We start from the raw sequence: 14,255 nt of genomic DNA, 5'->3' as shown, positions 1-14,255 counted from the left end.
CCAAGGGAAAAACGGCGTGGCCGAAGGGGCGTGTTAACCCTTCTTTCGGGGCGGATGACGAGAGTCTGGGACGAAGGACTCTGTCATGATCGTCACGTTCAACGCCGTAGATACCGAATTCGCCGCGTCCACGGGCGACAACGTCAACAACAATGTTGGCGGCGCCGGGACGTCGCAATTCGACTATCCGCCGAACGGGACCAAGGACCTGGTCATCACCTCGAAAGAGGGCGACCCCGACCCCTATACGTTCGAGGTGGGCGATGTCTACGAGGTGTCCTTTGGCGGCGCGCACTCGGCCACGCTGACCGATGCGGTGGTGATCCGCTCGGACGAGATCGATTTCGCCCCCGGTTATGCCGTGGTGTTCGAGGGCACGGATGAAAACGGCGACCTGGTCCAGGTGGTCTGGTCGCCTACATTCGACCTGGAACAATGGTACTGGGACAACTACACGCCGTCCGACAATCCGGGGTTCTACGTCTACGACCGCGACCCGAACACCGAATATTCCGCCCCGGTGATCTGTTTCGAGGCCGAGACGATGATCGCCACGCCGCGCGGCCCGGTGCGCGCGGCCAGCCTGGTGCCCGGCATGATGGTGGAAACCGTCGACCACGGGCCGCAGATGCTGTTGTGGGTGGGCCAAAGCGTCACCCGCGGCACCGGCCCGATGGCGCCGGTGGAATTCCCGCCGGGCGCGCTGGGCAATGACCGGCCGCTGGTCCTGTCGCAACAGCACCGGGTGCTGCATGCCTCGGCGATGGCGGAAATGATGTTCGCCGCGCCCGAGGTCCTGGTCTCGGCGCGGGCCATGGCCATGGCCGGGGTGGGGGGCGCGGCGATCGTGGAACGGCCGATGGTGCGCTATGTCCACCTGCTGTTCGAACGTCACGAACTGGTGCTGGCCGAGGGCGTGGCCTGCGAAAGCCTTTACCTGGGCGATGTCGCGCGCCGCGCGCTGGATTCCGAGGCGCGCGACGAGATCGCCACCCATTTCCCCGAACTGGATTTCACCCCCGCCGGCGACGAACCGTTCGAGGCCGCCCGCCCGATCCTGCGCAGCTACGAGGCGCGCGCGCTGTTCGGCCCGTCCCGCGCGTCCGCGCGCCCCGCCGTCCTGCCGGTGGCGGCCATGGCCGATGCCGCGGATGCGGCACTGGACCCGCGCTAGGCGCACAACCCCGTTTTGATGGTCCGGAAAAGGGAAACGGCGGCACCTGGGAGGAGGTAGGTGCCGCCGTTCCATACTACGGCGGAGTCAGGGAGGAGGAGACGCCCGCCGTAACTGTCGGAGCCGTGCGGTTCCGTCGAAAATGTGCGGCGACACCAGGGAGGAGGTCGGTGCCGCCGCGATAAAAGGAAACCCAGGGAGGAGGAGGGGTTTCCCTTTTCCAAGGCTTTACGGGCTGCCTCTTGCCACCGTCGCGGCCCTTGGCGATCCCGATACGCGGACCGTGCCGCGCGCCGTTGAATTGAAGATAGCCAAATGCTGCGGATGCACAATGGTCCGCATGTGAATTGCCGCCATGCAGAAAATGCATAAGTCTTGCTGACGTAATTCTGGGCGCCCTGCGCCCCGCTGCCGCGAAATCCGGCACCGTGCGAACAATCTTGCGCTTGCCGCGCCGGTGCACAAGTAAGAGGTTAACCCAATCACCCCCAAGGAGGCCCAAATGCCCGTCACCCGCGATGCCGTGCTCGATACCCTGTCCCGAATCGCGCTGCCGGACGGGGGCGACCTGGTTTCGCGCGACATGGTGCGGGCGCTGAGCGTCGAGGGGGACGCGGTGCGCTTCGTGATCGAGGCGCCCGACGCCGCGCAGGCCCCCGCGATGGAGCCGCTGCGCGCCGCTGCGCAGGCCGCGGTGCAGGCGATGGACGGCGTGGCCAAGGTGTCCGCCGTGCTGACCGCGCACGGCCCCGCGCCCAAGGCCCCGCCCGAGGGCGGGCTGAAGATCGGCCGCCACCCCACCGCCCAGGCCGGCCCCGAGAACCCCGCCGGCATCGACCGCATCCTGGCGGTGGGCTCGGGCAAGGGGGGCGTGGGCAAGTCCACCGTGGCCAGCAACCTGGCCGTCGCGCTGGCCCGGCAGGGGCGCCGGGTGGGTCTGCTGGACGCCGATATCTATGGCCCCTCGCAGCCGCGCATGATGGGGGTCGACCGCCGCGCCGCCTCGCCCGATGGCAAGACGATCGAACCGGTCGTGGCCCATGGCGTCACCATGATGTCGATCGGGCTGATGCTGGACGAGGGGCAGGCGGTGATCTGGCGCGGCCCGATGCTGATGGGGGCGCTGCAACAACTGTTGACCCAGGTGAACTGGGGGCCGCTCGACGTGCTGATCGTCGATCTGCCGCCCGGCACCGGCGATATCCAGCTGACCCTGTGCCAGCGCACCAAGCTGAGCGGCGCGGTCGTGGTGTCCACGCCCCAGGACGTGGCGTTGCTGGATGCGCGCAAGGCCATCGACATGTTCGCCAAGCTCAAGACGCCGGTTCTGGGCCTGGTCGAGAACATGTCCACCTATGTCTGCCCCAATTGCGGGCACGAGGCGCATATCTTCGGCCATGGCGGTGTCGCCGCCGAGGCCGAGAAACTGGGCGTGCCGCTTCTGGGGGCGCTGCCTTTGGCGCTGGAGGTGCGCGAGGCGGGCGACGCGGGCAGGCCCGTGGCGCTGGGCGAGGGGCCCGCGGCCGAGGCCTATGCCCATATCGCCGCCCGCCTGATCGGCGGCGGGATGGCCTGACGGACGCCATGGGAATTCATGGTCCGGGGCCGGAAACCGGCCCCGGCGCTGCGAATCACCGGGGCGTGACCGGGCGCGATCCGGGCTGATCGGGCGGGTTTTCGGCCCCGGTCGGGGCCTGCGCCCGAAAATTCTGGGAAATCACGGGAAAATCCTGCCCCGCGCCAGCGGCCACAAGATGTTGTGGCCGCTTTTGTTTTCTTCGCAACCTGCGCCATTTTTCGCGTCCGTTTCGGCAGGTCAAGCCGACGCGGGGCCGGGTGCTCTCCCTTATTCCCCCGTTGTGTCCCATCGATTTCAGTTGATTTCCATGAATTCCCATGGCATCCCTTGTTCATCCGATGAGGACGGGCAATCAGGGGCAGCAAGACCCCGCAAGTCAGTCAGGCTTCATACAGGCACCTCCGCCTTCATCGAAAAACAGAGATCCGGCGCGCGGGCGAGCAGAACATCCCCCCAGGTGGCATCGCGCAGCCGGACATCCCGAAGCGGGACGAGGGCGGCGGATTGGGCAGTGGCAGCAGCTCAATCCGCCGTTTTCGTACCCGGCGGACGGTGAGGCAAAAGGAGCGCAGGTCCGGTGGCGCGCAGGTTCAGAGGCGAAAGCCGCCACAAGGTGGATGCCAAGGGACGGGTATCGATTCCGTCCCTGTTCCGGCGCATCCTCGAGGCGGGCGATCCCGACTGGACCGACGGTTTGCGCCCCCAGGTGGTGATCGTCTACGGCGATCCGCGCCGCAAGTTCCTGGAATGCTACACGATGGAGGCGATCGAGGAGATCGACCGCAAGATCGAGTCCAAGCCGCGCGGGTCCATCGAACGGCAGATGCTGGAGATGACCTTCAACGTCCAGTCGCACCCCACCGAGGTCGACAATGACGGCCGCATCGTGCTGCCGCAGAAGCTGCGCGAAAAGATCGGGCTGACCGACGAGGCGCTGTTCGTCGGCTCGGGCGAGAAATTCCGCATCTGGAACCCCGACACCTACGAAACCGAGGAAATGGCCCGCGCCATCGCCCGGTTCGAGGAACTGCCGCCCGATTTCGACGTGGCGTCCCTTCTCGATGGATCGCTGGAGGACTAGGGGATGGCCGGTGCAGAACGCCTTTCCCCGACCGACCCGCCGCATATCCCCGTCCTCTTGCGCCCGCTGCTCGAGGCGGTCTCGCCCGTGTCGGGCATCTGGCTGGACGGCACGTTCGGGGCGGGGGGCTATGCGCGCGGTCTGCTTGACGCCGGGGCGGACCGCGTGATCGGCGTGGACCGCGACCCCAGCGTGTTCGAGATGGCCGAGGGCTGGGCCGAGGCCTATGGCGACCGGCTGCGGCTGGTCGAGGGCACGTTTTCCGACCTGGACCGGATCGCGGGCGGGCCGCTGGATGGCGTCGTGCTGGACCTGGGCGTGTCCTCGATGCAGCTGGACCGGGCGGAACGCGGGTTCTCGTTCCAGAAGGACGGGCCGCTGGACATGCGGATGGGCGATAGCGGGCCGTCGGCGGCCGACCTGGTGAACGCCGCGTCCGAGGGCGAGCTGGCCGACATCCTGTTCCATTACGGCGAGGAGCGCGCCGCGCGCCGCATCGCGCGGGCGATCGTGGCGGCGCGGGCCATCGCGCCCATCGTCACCACCGCGCAACTGGCCGAGGTGATCGCGCGCTGCCTGCCGCGCCAGAAACCCGGCCAAAGCCACCCCGCGACGCGCAGTTTCCAGGCGATCCGCATCGCGGTGAACGACGAGCTGGGCCAGCTGGTCGCGGGGCTTGAGGCCGCCGAACGCGCGCTGGCGCCGGGCGGCAAGCTGGCGGTCGTGACCTTCCATTCGATCGAGGACCGGATCGTCAAACGCTTCCTGCAACTGCGCGCGGGCCAGGGCGGCGGCGGCAGCCGGTATGCCCCCGAACAGCCGCAGGAAGAGCCGCGCTTTACCCTGCTGACCCGCAAGGCCACCCCGCCCGACGAGGCCGAACTGGCCGCCAACCCGCGCGCGCGCTCCGCCAAGCTGCGCGTCGCGATCCGCACCGAGGCGCCCGCCGGTCCCGTCGACCGGGCCGAACTGGGCCTGCCGAAGATCATGGAGGGGCATTAGATGCGCAGCCTGTTCTACGTGCTGACCGCGCTGGCCGTGATGGGGCTGGCGGTCTGGGCCTATCGCGAGAATTACCGCACCCAGCAGGCCATCGCCGAGGTCGAGGACCTGCACCGCGATATCGGCGTGTTGCGTGAAAAGCTGGCCGTGCTGAACGCCGAATGGGCCTATCTGAACCGGCCCGACCGGCTGATGGCGCTGGCCGAGATCAATTTCGACCGGCTGGGCCTGATGCCGCTGGCGCCCGAACAGTTCGGCAATCTCGACCAGGTGGCCTACCCGGTCTACGAGCTGCCCGAGATCGTGATCCCGGAGGATTTCCTGGGCAGCCTGCTGGCCGAGGAGGGGGAGGGGCTGCAATGATCCGCACACCGCTGCGCCCGCTGGCGCGCATCCTGGAGGCCCGCGCCCGGGGCGAGAGCCCCGCCGCGATCGAGCGCGAGAACCTGCGCCTGCGCCACGAACAGATGCGCGACGCCGCCCGCGACCGCGCCGAGGGGCGGCTGCTGATGCTGGGGGTGATGTTCTTCGCCGCCTTCCTGGTGGTCGGCGTGCGCATGGGCAGCCTGGCCGCCTCGGAGCCGTCCGAGCCGCGCGCCGCCACCTCGGGCGCGGCCATCGTCGCCCAGCGCGCCGATATCGTGGATCGCAACGGCAACATCCTGGCCACCAACCTGGCCACGCATTCGCTGTATGCCCAGCCGCCGAACATGATCGAACCGCTGCGGGTCGCGCGCGAACTGGTCGCGATCTTTCCCGATCTCGACGAGGAAAAGCTGGTCCGCGATTTCACCGGCAAGCGCAAGTTCCTGTGGATCAAGAAGAAGATCAGCCCCGAGCAGATGCAGCGCGTGCATGATATCGGCGATCCGGGGCTGATGTTCGGCCCGCGCGAGATGCGGCTTTATCCCAATGGCCCGCTGGCCGCCCATGTCCTGGGCGGGTCGGGTTTCGGCCGCGAGGGCGTTTCCTCGGCCGAGGTGGTGGGCCGCGCGGGCGTGGAAAAGGCGTTCGATTCGTGGCTGCGCGACCCCGCGAATGGCGGTGCGCCGCTGCGCCTGTCGCTGGATCTGAGCGTGCAGGCGGCGGTCGAACGGGTGCTGGCCGGCGGCATGAAGCTGATGAATGCCAAGGGCGCGGCGGCGGTGTTGATGGATGTGCAGACCGGCGAGGTGATCGCGCTGGTCAGCCTGCCCGATTTCGACCCGAACGAACGCCCCCGCCCGCTGGTCAAGGGCGACGCGTCCGACAGCCCGCTGTTCAACCGCGCGGTGCAGGGCGTCTATGAGCTGGGCTCGACCTTCAAGACCTTTACCATCGCCCAGGCGCTGGACGAGGGCATCGTCTCGCCCGCCACGATGATCGACACCAAGGGCCCGCTGGTCTGGGGCCGCCACCGGATTCGCGACTTCCACAATTACGGGCCGCAGCTTTCGGTGACCGACGTGCTGGTGGAAAGCTCGAACATCGGCACCGCGCGCATCGCCCAGCGCATCGGCGCCGAGCGCCAGCGGGCGTTCCTGGAAAAGCTGGGCCTGCTGGAGCCCACCCCGCTGGAAATCGTCGAGGCCGCCTCGGGCAAGCCGCTGTTGCCGCAGAACTGGTCCGAGATTTCCACCATGACGATTTCCTATGGCCACGGGCTGTCGGCCAGCCCCCTGCACCTGGCCGCCGCCTATGCCACCATCGCCAATGGCGGCACCCGGGTGCGCCCGACGATCCTGGCCGGGCCGGTCGCGCCGGGCGATCGGGTGATCTCGGAATCGACCTCGCGCGCGGTGCGTTCGATGCTGCGCCAGGTGGTGTCGCGCGGCACCGCGACCTTCGCCGATGTCGAAGGCTATGCCGTGGGTGGCAAGACCGGCACCGCCGACAAGCCAAAGCCCACGGGCGGCTATTACAAGGACAAGGTGATCGGCACCTTCGCCAGCATCTTTCCCGCCGACGATCCCGCCTATGTGCTGGTGGTCAGCCTGGACGAGCCCGAGGACCGCACCGGTTCCGAACCCCGCCGCACCGCCGGCTGGACCGCCGCCCCCGTCGCCGGCGAGATCATTCGCCGCGCCGCGCCGCTTCTGGGGCTGCGGCCAGAGATTGAAACGGCCGCGGGCTTCGGGGTAACACTGGCCGCGAACTAGGGGCGCGGGGGATCATGACGGGCCGCATGGAGTCAACGCTTGCCGCGCTGGGCCTTCGGGCCAGGGGCGGGCGCGAGGCCCGGGTCACCGGGCTTGCCATCGACAGCCGCGCGGTCAAGCCGGGCTTTCTGTTCGCCGCCTTCCCCGGCAGCCGCGCCCATGGCGGCGATTTCATCCAGTACGCCCTGCGCCAGGGGGCGGCCGCCATCCTGACCGATGCCGAGGGCGCGGCGCTGGCGGCCGATGTCCTGGCCGGCTCTGACGCCGCGCTGATCGTGGCCGAGGACCCCCGCGCGGCCTTTGCCGGCGCCGCGGCGCTGTGGTTCGCGGCCCAGCCCGCCACCATGGCCGCCGTCACGGGGACCAATGGCAAGACGTCGGTCGCGCATTTCACCCGCCAGATCTGGACGCTTCTGGGGCACGCGGCGGCCAGCCTGGGGACCACCGGCGTCGAGGGCGCGTTCGAGGCGCCGCTGGCGCACACCACGCCCGACCCGCTGACGCTGCACCGCCTGCTGGCCGAGATGACGGGCGCGGGCGTCACCCACGCGATCATGGAGGCCTCCAGCCACGGGCTGGCGCAGGCGCGGCTGGACGGGGTGGTGCTGCGCGCGGCGGGGTTCACCAACTTCACCCAGGACCACCTGGATTACCACGAGACGTTCGAGGAGTATTTCGCCGCCAAGGCCGGGCTGTTCGACCGGGTTCTGCCCGCCGACGGCACCGCGGTGGTCAACGTGGACGATCCCAAGGGCCCCGTGATCGCCGGCATCGCCACCGCGCGCGGGCAGGATGTGCTGCGCGTCGGTACCGATCCGGGCGCCGATCTGCGCATCGCGGGCCAGCGGTTCGACGCGACCGGGCAGGACCTTCGGCTGGACTGGCAGGGGCGGGCGCGGCAGGTCCGGCTGAACCTGATCGGCGGGTTCCAGGCGCAGAACGTGGCGCTGGCCGCGGGGCTTGCGATCGCCTGCGGCGACGATCCGGGGCAGGTGTTCGACACGCTGCCCGACCTGTCGGGGGTGCGCGGGCGGATGCAACTGGCCGCGACGCGGGCAAACGGGGCGGCGGTGTTCGTCGATTACGCCCACACGCCCGACGCGCTGGCGACCGCGCTTCGGGCGCTGCGCCCGCATGTAATGGGCCGCATCGTGGTGGTGTTCGGCGCGGGCGGCGACCGCGACCGGGGCAAGCGGCCCCTGATGGGGCAGGCGGCGGCGGCCCATGCCGACGTGGTGTTCGTCACCGATGACAACCCGCGCAGCGAGACCCCCTCGGTGATCCGCCACGAGGTGCTGCAGGGCTGTCCCGAGGCGATCGAGGTGGGCGACCGGGCCGAGGCGATCCTGCGCGGCGTCGACGCGCTGGAGCCGGGCGACGCGCTGTTGATCGCGGGCAAGGGCCACGAGACGGGGCAGGTGGTGGGCGACGACGTATTCCCCTTTGACGACGTGGAACAGGCCAGCGTCGCGGTGGCCGCGCTGGACGGGCGGCTGGCATGAGCGCGCTGTGGACCGCCGCCGAGGCCGCCGCCGCCACGGGCGGGCGGGCGACCTGTGATTGGCAGGCGACGGGCGTGTCCATCGACACCCGCAGCCTGGCCCCGGGCGATTTGTTCGTGGCGCTGACCGATCAGCGCGACGGGCATGATTTCGTGGCGGACGCGCTGGCCCGCGGCGCCGCCGCCGCGCTGGTCTCGCGCGTGCCCGAGGGCGTGGCCGGGGACGCGCCGCTGTTGATCGTGCCCGACGTGCTGGCGGCGCTGGGCGCGCTGGGGCGCGCGGGGCGGGCGCGGGCGCGGGCGCGGGTGGTCGGCGTCACCGGCTCGGTCGGCAAAACCTCGACCAAGGAAATGCTGCGCGCCGTTCTGGCCGGGCAGGGCCGGGTGCATGCCGCCGAGGCGAGTTTCAACAACCACTGGGGCGTGCCGCTGACCCTGGCGCGCCTGCCCTCGGACGACGATTTCGCGGTGATCGAGATCGGCATGAACCACCCCGGCGAAATCGCGCCGCTGGCGCGCCTGGCGCGCCCCCATGTCGCGCTGATCACCACGGTGGCCCCCGCGCATCTCGAGGCGTTCGACGACCTCGCGGGCATCGCGCACGAGAAGGCGTCGATCTTCGAGGGGCTCGAGGACGGCGGCGTCGCGGTCTATCCCGACGATCTCGAGGTCAGCCCGATCCTGGCCGAAGCGGCCCGCGGCCAGGCTGCCCGCCCGATCACCTTCGGGGCGTCGAAATCGTGCGACTTCAGGCTCTTGGGGGCTCAGCTTCATCCTCATTCGACGGTGGTCGAGGCCAAGGTCGGGGGCGAGAAGCTGCTGTTCAAGATCCGTGCTCCCGGGCGCCACTTCGCTGCGAACGCGCTGGGCGTGCTGGCCGTGGCCGAGGCGCTGGGCATCGACCGGGCGGTGGCCGCCTGCGACCTGGCCACCTGGGCCCCGCCCGGCGGGCGCGGCGCGCGGCTGAAGGTGCCGCTCGACGCGCTCGATCCCGAGATGGCCTTCGAGGTGATCGACGACGCGTTCAACGCCAATCCCGCCTCGATGGCCGCCGCGCTCGAGGTGCTGGCCGCGGCGATGCCGCGCGACGGCGTCGGCCGGGTCGCCCGCGGTCGGCGCATCGCGATCCTGGGCGACATGCTGGAACTGGGCGCGGACGAACAGGCGATGCATGCGGGCCTGGCGGACCTGCCCGCGATGGGCCGCGTCGATCTGGTGCATTGCGTGGGGCCGCGGATGCGGGCGCTCTATTTCGCGCTGCCCCTGAAACGCCGCGGCCAGTGGTTCGACGAGGCCGAGCCGCTGGCGGCCAAGGTGCACGGGCTGGTCGATGCCGGCGACGTGGTGCTGGTCAAGGGCTCCAAGGGCAGCCGCGTCTCGGTCGTCGTTGACGCGCTGCGGAAACTGGGCCAATCGGTCCCCGAAACCGACGAGGACCTTGAGTAATGCTGTTCTGGCTGGCCGATCTTTCCGACGGGGGCGGTGCGTTCAACCTGTTCCGCTACATCACCTTCCGCGCCGGCGCGGCCTTTTTCACCGCGCTGGTCTTCGGCTTCCTGTTCGGGCGGCCGCTGATCAACCTGTTGCGCAAGCGCCAGAAGAACGGCCAGCCGATCCGCGCCGACGGCCCCGCGGGCCACCTGGAAACCAAGGCGGGCACGCCGACCATGGGGGGCGTGCTGATCCTGGGCGGGCTGATCTTCTCGACGCTTCTGTGGGCGCGGCTCGACAACCCCTACGTGTGGCTCTTGCTGTTCGTGACCCTGTCCTTCGGCGCGATCGGGTTCGCCGATGACTATGCCAAGGTGTCGAAGAACAACACCAAGGGCGTGCCGGGGCGCGTGCGGTTCGGCCTCGGCCTGCTGATCGCGGCCATCGCCGGGGTCTGGGCGGCCTCGGTCCACCCGGCGGACCTCAGCTATCAACTGGCCTTCCCGGTGTTCAAGGACACGCTGTGGAACATGGGGCTGCTGTTCGTGCCCTTCGCGATGATCGTGATCGTGGGCGCGGCCAACGCGGTGAACCTGACCGACGGGCTGGACGGCCTCGCCATCATGCCGGTGATGATCGCGGCCGGCACGCTGGGGGTGATCGCCTATGCCGTGGGGCGCGTCGACTTTACCGAGTATCTCGACGTGCATTACGTGCCCGGCACCGGCGAAATCCTGATCTTCTGCGCCGGGCTGATCGGCGCGGGGCTGGGATTCCTGTGGTATAATGCCCCACCGGCGGCCGTTTTCATGGGCGATACGGGGTCGCTGGCGCTGGGTGGCGCGCTGGGCGCGATCGCCGTCGCGACCAAGCACGAGATCGTTTTGGCCATAGTAGGCGGGCTTTTCGTGACCGAGGCGCTGTCGGTCATCATCCAGGTCGCCTATTTCAAGGCGACCGGGAAACGTGTGTTCCTGATGGCACCCATCCACCACCATTTCGAGAAGAAGGGATGGGCGGAACCGCAGATCGTGATACGCTTCTGGATCATCAGCCTGATCCTCGCGCTGATCGGGCTGGCGACCCTCAAGGTTCGGTGACACCTGGGGGAACAGGAGGACGAGAGCATGGAATACAAGATCGTGGACGAGGATTTCGTCCGGGACTACGAAACCCCCGCGCCCGAGCCCAAGCCGCAGAAACGGCGCCGCGCGTCGGATTTCTGGGCCGCGCCCAGGTTGCACGCGGTCACGCCCGACGCGACCCTCAAGCAGTGGGACGGCGTGCCGCCCTACGCGGTGGTGGCGTTCATCGGCTACCTGATCGCGCTGACGCTGGTCTTCTCGAACCAGTTGGTGCCCTATTGCATCGAGAATTTCGCCCAGCCGCAGAACTGCGCGCCGATCTTCGACAAAATCCTGCCGATCGTGCTGGCCGCGATCGTGGTGGCGCCGGCGATCTCGGGCGCGGTGCAGCGGATGGGCGGCAACCGGACGGCGGGCTTCGTCTTCGCGCTGACCGCCGTGGCGGTGCCGCCGCTGATGCTGGGCTGGCACTACCTGGTCTGAAGGCCGGGGCGGCCCGGGTCCGGGCCGTCTTGCATCCGCCCGCCCCGCGCGGGCATGCTCGCGCCACCTTGGAACGGGGGTAGGGCATGATTCCGGTGCGGGGCGTGAACGGGGCGCGGGTGGCCGTGCTGGGGCTGGGGCGGTCCGGCCTGTCGGCGGCGCGCGCGCTGCGGGCAGGGGGGGCCGAGGTTCTGCCCTGGGACGATAACGAGGCCGCGCGCGCCGCGGCCGAGGCCGAGGGGTTCGCACCCGCCGACCTGACGCGGGCGGGCGCGCTGGAGGGTGCGGCAGCGCTGATCCTCAGCCCCGGCATCCCGCATCTTTACCCCGCGCCGAACCCGGTGGTGGCCGCGGCCTGGGCGGCGGGCGTGCCGGTGGACAACGATATCGGCCTGTTCTTCCGGTCCTTCGCGACCGAGGCCTGGGAGAGTTTCGACAGCCCGCCCAAGGTGATCGCGGTTACCGGGTCGAACGGCAAGTCCACCACCGCGGCGCTGATCCACCACGTGCTGGCGGCGTCGGGGCGCGACAGCCAGCTGGCGGGCAATATCGGCCGCGGCGTGCTGGATATCGACCCGCCGGGCGAGGGCGGCGCGGTGGTGCTGGAGCTGTCGTCCTACCAGACCGAGCTTGCACGCGCGCTGACCCCCGATATCGCGGTCTTCACCAACCTGTCGGCCGACCACCTGGACCGGCACGGGGGCCTGGGCGGCTATTTCGCAGCCAAGCGGCGGCTGTTCGCCGAGGGTGGGCCGGACCGCGCGGTGATCGGCGTGGACGAGGACGAGGGCCGGTTCCTGGCCAACCAGATGGCCGAGGGGCCGGGCGACGACCGGGTGATCCGCGTCTCGGCCGAGGCGAAGCTGGCGGGGCCGGGCTGGTCGGTCTTTGCGCGCAAGGGGTTCCTGGCCGAATGGCGCAAGGGGCGCCAGGTGGCCAGCATCGATTTGCGCGGGGTGCCCGGCCTGCCCGGCGCGCACAATCACCAGAACGCCTGCGCCGCCTATGCCGCGGCACGCTGCCTTGGCATCGGCCCGCGCGAGATCGAGCGCGCGTTCAACGATTTCGCCGGCCTGCCCCATCGCAGCCAGCTGGTGGCCGAGGCGGGCGGCGTGCGCTTCGTCAACGATTCCAAGGCGACGAATGCGGCGAGTGCCGCGCGCGCGCTGGCGGCCTTTCCGCGCATCCGCTGGATCTGTGGCGGGCTGGAAAAGGAGGGCGGGCTGGGCGCGCTGACCCCCCATTTCGGCCATGTCGCCAAGGCCTATGTGATCGGGCGCGAGGCGGCGGGCTTCGCGCTGCACCTTAGGGACCTGCCGCACGAGCTCTGCACCACGATGGCCGCGGCGGTCGCGCGGGCCGCGGAGGAGGCGGAGGCGGGCGAGGTGGTGCTGCTGGCCCCCGCGGCGGCAAGTTTCGACCAGTACGACAATTTCGAGAAGCGCGGCGAGGATTTCATCGCCGAGGTGGCGCGGGTTCTGCAGCGCTGAGGCACGCGCCCGGTGGTGCGCGGGGGCGCGATGTCCGGGTTTCGCCTCGCTGCGCGAGGCGACCGGCGCCGGGGGCTGCGCCCGCGGCGCGTCCGCTATCCCGGCGGGGGAGGCCAGGCGGGGCCGGGACAAGCGCGGGCGGGACGCGGCACGGTTCCCGGCGGGTTGGGCTTTGAGGCGGGTGGTTTCGCCTCGCTTTCGCGAGGCGACCGGGCGGGGGGCGCTGCCCCCCGCACCCCCCGGGGGACGCGCGGGCGGCAAGGGCGGGCCGGCCCCGGAGAGGTTGCCCGCAGCGGCCCGGCGCTAAAGCCCCAGCGCGCCCGCCGTTTCGCGCAACAGCGCCGCGCTTGCGGCCAGCGCGCGGGTTTCGGCCGCGTCCAGCGTCGGCATCAGCGTGGTGCCCACGCCGCCCGCCCCGACCACGCGGGGCAGCGACAGCGCCACGTCGCGCACCCCCGCCGCCTCGGGCGTGACCACGGACAGCGACAGCACCGCCTGTTCGTCGCGCCCGATCGCCCGCACGATGCGCGCCAGCCCCGCGCCGATGCCGTAATTCGTGGCCCCCTTGCCCGCGATGATCCGGTAGGCGGCGCCCCGCACGCCCGCATCGATCCGCGCGCGCACATCCGCCGTGATCGCCGCGCCCAGTTGCGCCGCGACCGAGGCCAGCGGTTCCGAGCCCACCCGCGCCCCGGACCAGCCCAGCACCTCGCTGTCGCCGTGTTCTCCCAGCACGTAGCCATGCACCGATTGCGGCGCGAGCCCGAGATGGCCCGCCAGCAGCATGCGGAACCGCGCGGTGTCCAGGATCGTGCCCGACCCGATCACGCGCCCCGGCGAAAGCCCCGACAGCCGGGTGGCCACATGGGTCATCACGTCGACCGGGTTCGTCGCGATCAGCAGGATCGCCCGCGGCGCGGCGGCGCGCACCGCGCCCACCACGTCCTCGAACACCGCGGCGTTGCGCTCCAGCAGCGCCAGCCGGCTTTCGCCCGGCTTCTGGCCCACGCCCGCGGCCAGCACCACCACGCCCGCGCCCGCCAGCGCGTCGTAGCCCCCCGCCTCGACCACCGCGGCCGAGGCGAAGGGCACCGCGTGGGCGATATCCTGCGCCTGCGCTTGTGCCAGCGCCGCATCGCGGTCCACCAGCACGATCCGGCTGGCCGCCCCGGTCAGCGCCATCGCATAGCCCGCCGCACTGCCCACCATGCCCGCGCCCACGATCCCGACCTTCATGCGTGCCCTCCGTTCGTCCTGCCGGCAGCCTAGCACGGCCGCCGCCCCGGCCCTC

12 protein-coding genes are annotated in these 14,255 nt (G+C 70.4%); 11 read left to right on the top strand and 1 reads right to left on the bottom strand.

Translation table 11 applies throughout. The annotated features are described in order from the left end of the window. Nucleotides 1-85 precede the first annotated feature (85 nt). From EV662_RS04780 to murD, 11 genes are all read left to right on the top strand, one after another. On the top strand, nt 86-1,174 hold the full coding sequence (locus tag EV662_RS04780; RefSeq protein WP_132460995.1) for a Hint domain-containing protein: 1,089 nt from the start codon (nt 86-88) through the stop codon (nt 1,172-1,174). A gap of 502 nt (nt 1,175-1,676) precedes the next feature. After that, nucleotides 1,677-2,750: an Mrp/NBP35 family ATP-binding protein gene (locus EV662_RS04775; protein ID WP_132460994.1), complete on the top strand. Its 1,074-nt coding sequence runs from the start codon at nt 1,677-1,679 to the stop codon at nt 2,748-2,750. 580 nt (nt 2,751-3,330) lie between these two features. Beyond that, the gene (mraZ, locus tag EV662_RS04770; protein ID WP_132460993.1) at nt 3,331-3,834 is read left to right on the top strand and encodes a division/cell wall cluster transcriptional repressor MraZ; all 504 of its coding nucleotides are present in this window, start codon (nt 3,331-3,333) and stop codon (nt 3,832-3,834) included. A 3-nt stretch (nt 3,835-3,837) separates the two neighbouring features. Further along, a complete protein-coding gene (rsmH, locus tag EV662_RS04765) occupies nt 3,838-4,836 on the top strand; it encodes a 16S rRNA (cytosine(1402)-N(4))-methyltransferase RsmH (RefSeq protein WP_132460992.1) in 999 nt (332 codons plus the stop codon). Beyond that, complete coding sequence (gene ftsL, locus EV662_RS04760; RefSeq protein ID WP_132460991.1) at nt 4,837-5,199, top strand: cell division protein FtsL; 363 nt, start codon at nt 4,837-4,839, stop codon at nt 5,197-5,199. It abuts the gene before it with no gap. Beyond that, complete coding sequence (locus EV662_RS04755) at nt 5,196-6,974, top strand: peptidoglycan D,D-transpeptidase FtsI family protein (protein WP_132460990.1); 1,779 nt, start codon at nt 5,196-5,198, stop codon at nt 6,972-6,974. The genes ftsL and EV662_RS04755 overlap by 4 nt, the downstream gene beginning before the upstream one ends. Nucleotides 6,975-7,000: 26 nt before the next feature. After that, entirely contained in the window at nt 7,001-8,476 is a 1,476-nt protein-coding gene (locus EV662_RS04750) for a UDP-N-acetylmuramoyl-L-alanyl-D-glutamate--2,6-diaminopimelate ligase (protein ID WP_243695769.1), read from the top strand. Next, on the top strand, nt 8,473-9,921 hold the full coding sequence (locus EV662_RS04745) for a UDP-N-acetylmuramoyl-tripeptide--D-alanyl-D-alanine ligase (protein WP_132460988.1): 1,449 nt from the start codon (nt 8,473-8,475) through the stop codon (nt 9,919-9,921). Before EV662_RS04750 ends, EV662_RS04745 begins: the two co-directional genes overlap by 4 nt. Continuing rightward, complete coding sequence (gene mraY / locus EV662_RS04740) at nt 9,921-11,006, top strand: phospho-N-acetylmuramoyl-pentapeptide-transferase (RefSeq protein ID WP_132460987.1); 1,086 nt, start codon at nt 9,921-9,923, stop codon at nt 11,004-11,006. Before EV662_RS04745 ends, mraY begins: the two co-directional genes overlap by 1 nt. Nucleotides 11,007-11,033: 27 nt before the next feature. Beyond that, a complete protein-coding gene (locus EV662_RS04735; RefSeq protein ID WP_132460986.1) occupies nt 11,034-11,474 on the top strand; it encodes a hypothetical protein in 441 nt (146 codons plus the stop codon). Nucleotides 11,475-11,560: 86 nt separating this feature from the next. Then, entirely contained in the window at nt 11,561-12,964 is a 1,404-nt protein-coding gene (murD, locus tag EV662_RS04730) for a UDP-N-acetylmuramoyl-L-alanine--D-glutamate ligase (protein WP_132460985.1), read from the top strand. Nucleotides 12,965-13,267: 303 nt separating this feature from the next. On the opposite strand, the gene EV662_RS04725 is transcribed toward murD, so the two are convergent. Next, nucleotides 13,268-14,200, bottom strand: a complete 933-nt coding sequence (locus EV662_RS04725) for an L-lactate dehydrogenase (RefSeq protein ID WP_132460984.1) — start codon at nt 14,198-14,200, stop codon at nt 13,268-13,270. Nucleotides 14,201-14,255 lie beyond the last annotated feature (55 nt).

Origin of the sequence: Rhodovulum marinum, assembly GCF_004343075.1 — a bacterium.
Lineage (GTDB): Bacteria > Pseudomonadota > Alphaproteobacteria > Rhodobacterales > Rhodobacteraceae > Rhodovulum > Rhodovulum marinum.
The sequence above is the reverse complement of the archived record's forward strand: the minus strand, read 5'-3'. Positions and strand labels throughout refer to the sequence as shown.

What these genes read in the sequence shown, in the direction of transcription:
- EV662_RS04780 (WP_132460995.1), top strand. Translation starts at nt 86, where the DNA reads ATGATCGTCACGTTCAACGCCGTAGATACCGAATTCGCCGCGTCCACG.
- EV662_RS04775 (WP_132460994.1), top strand. Translation starts at nt 1,677, where the DNA reads ATGCCCGTCACCCGCGATGCCGTGCTCGATACCCTGTCCCGAATCGCG.
- rsmH (WP_132460992.1), top strand. Translation starts at nt 3,838, where the DNA reads ATGGCCGGTGCAGAACGCCTTTCCCCGACCGACCCGCCGCATATCCCC.
- ftsL (WP_132460991.1), top strand. Translation starts at nt 4,837, where the DNA reads ATGCGCAGCCTGTTCTACGTGCTGACCGCGCTGGCCGTGATGGGGCTG.
- EV662_RS04755 (WP_132460990.1), top strand. Translation starts at nt 5,196, where the DNA reads ATGATCCGCACACCGCTGCGCCCGCTGGCGCGCATCCTGGAGGCCCGC.
- EV662_RS04750 (WP_243695769.1), top strand. Translation starts at nt 7,001, where the DNA reads ATGGAGTCAACGCTTGCCGCGCTGGGCCTTCGGGCCAGGGGCGGGCGC.
- EV662_RS04745 (WP_132460988.1), top strand. Translation starts at nt 8,473, where the DNA reads ATGAGCGCGCTGTGGACCGCCGCCGAGGCCGCCGCCGCCACGGGCGGG.
- mraY (WP_132460987.1), top strand. Translation starts at nt 9,921, where the DNA reads ATGCTGTTCTGGCTGGCCGATCTTTCCGACGGGGGCGGTGCGTTCAAC.
- EV662_RS04735 (WP_132460986.1), top strand. Translation starts at nt 11,034, where the DNA reads ATGGAATACAAGATCGTGGACGAGGATTTCGTCCGGGACTACGAAACC.
- murD (WP_132460985.1), top strand. Translation starts at nt 11,561, where the DNA reads ATGATTCCGGTGCGGGGCGTGAACGGGGCGCGGGTGGCCGTGCTGGGG.
- EV662_RS04725 (WP_132460984.1), bottom strand. Translation starts at nt 14,200, where the DNA reads ATGAAGGTCGGGATCGTGGGCGCGGGCATGGTGGGCAGTGCGGCGGGC.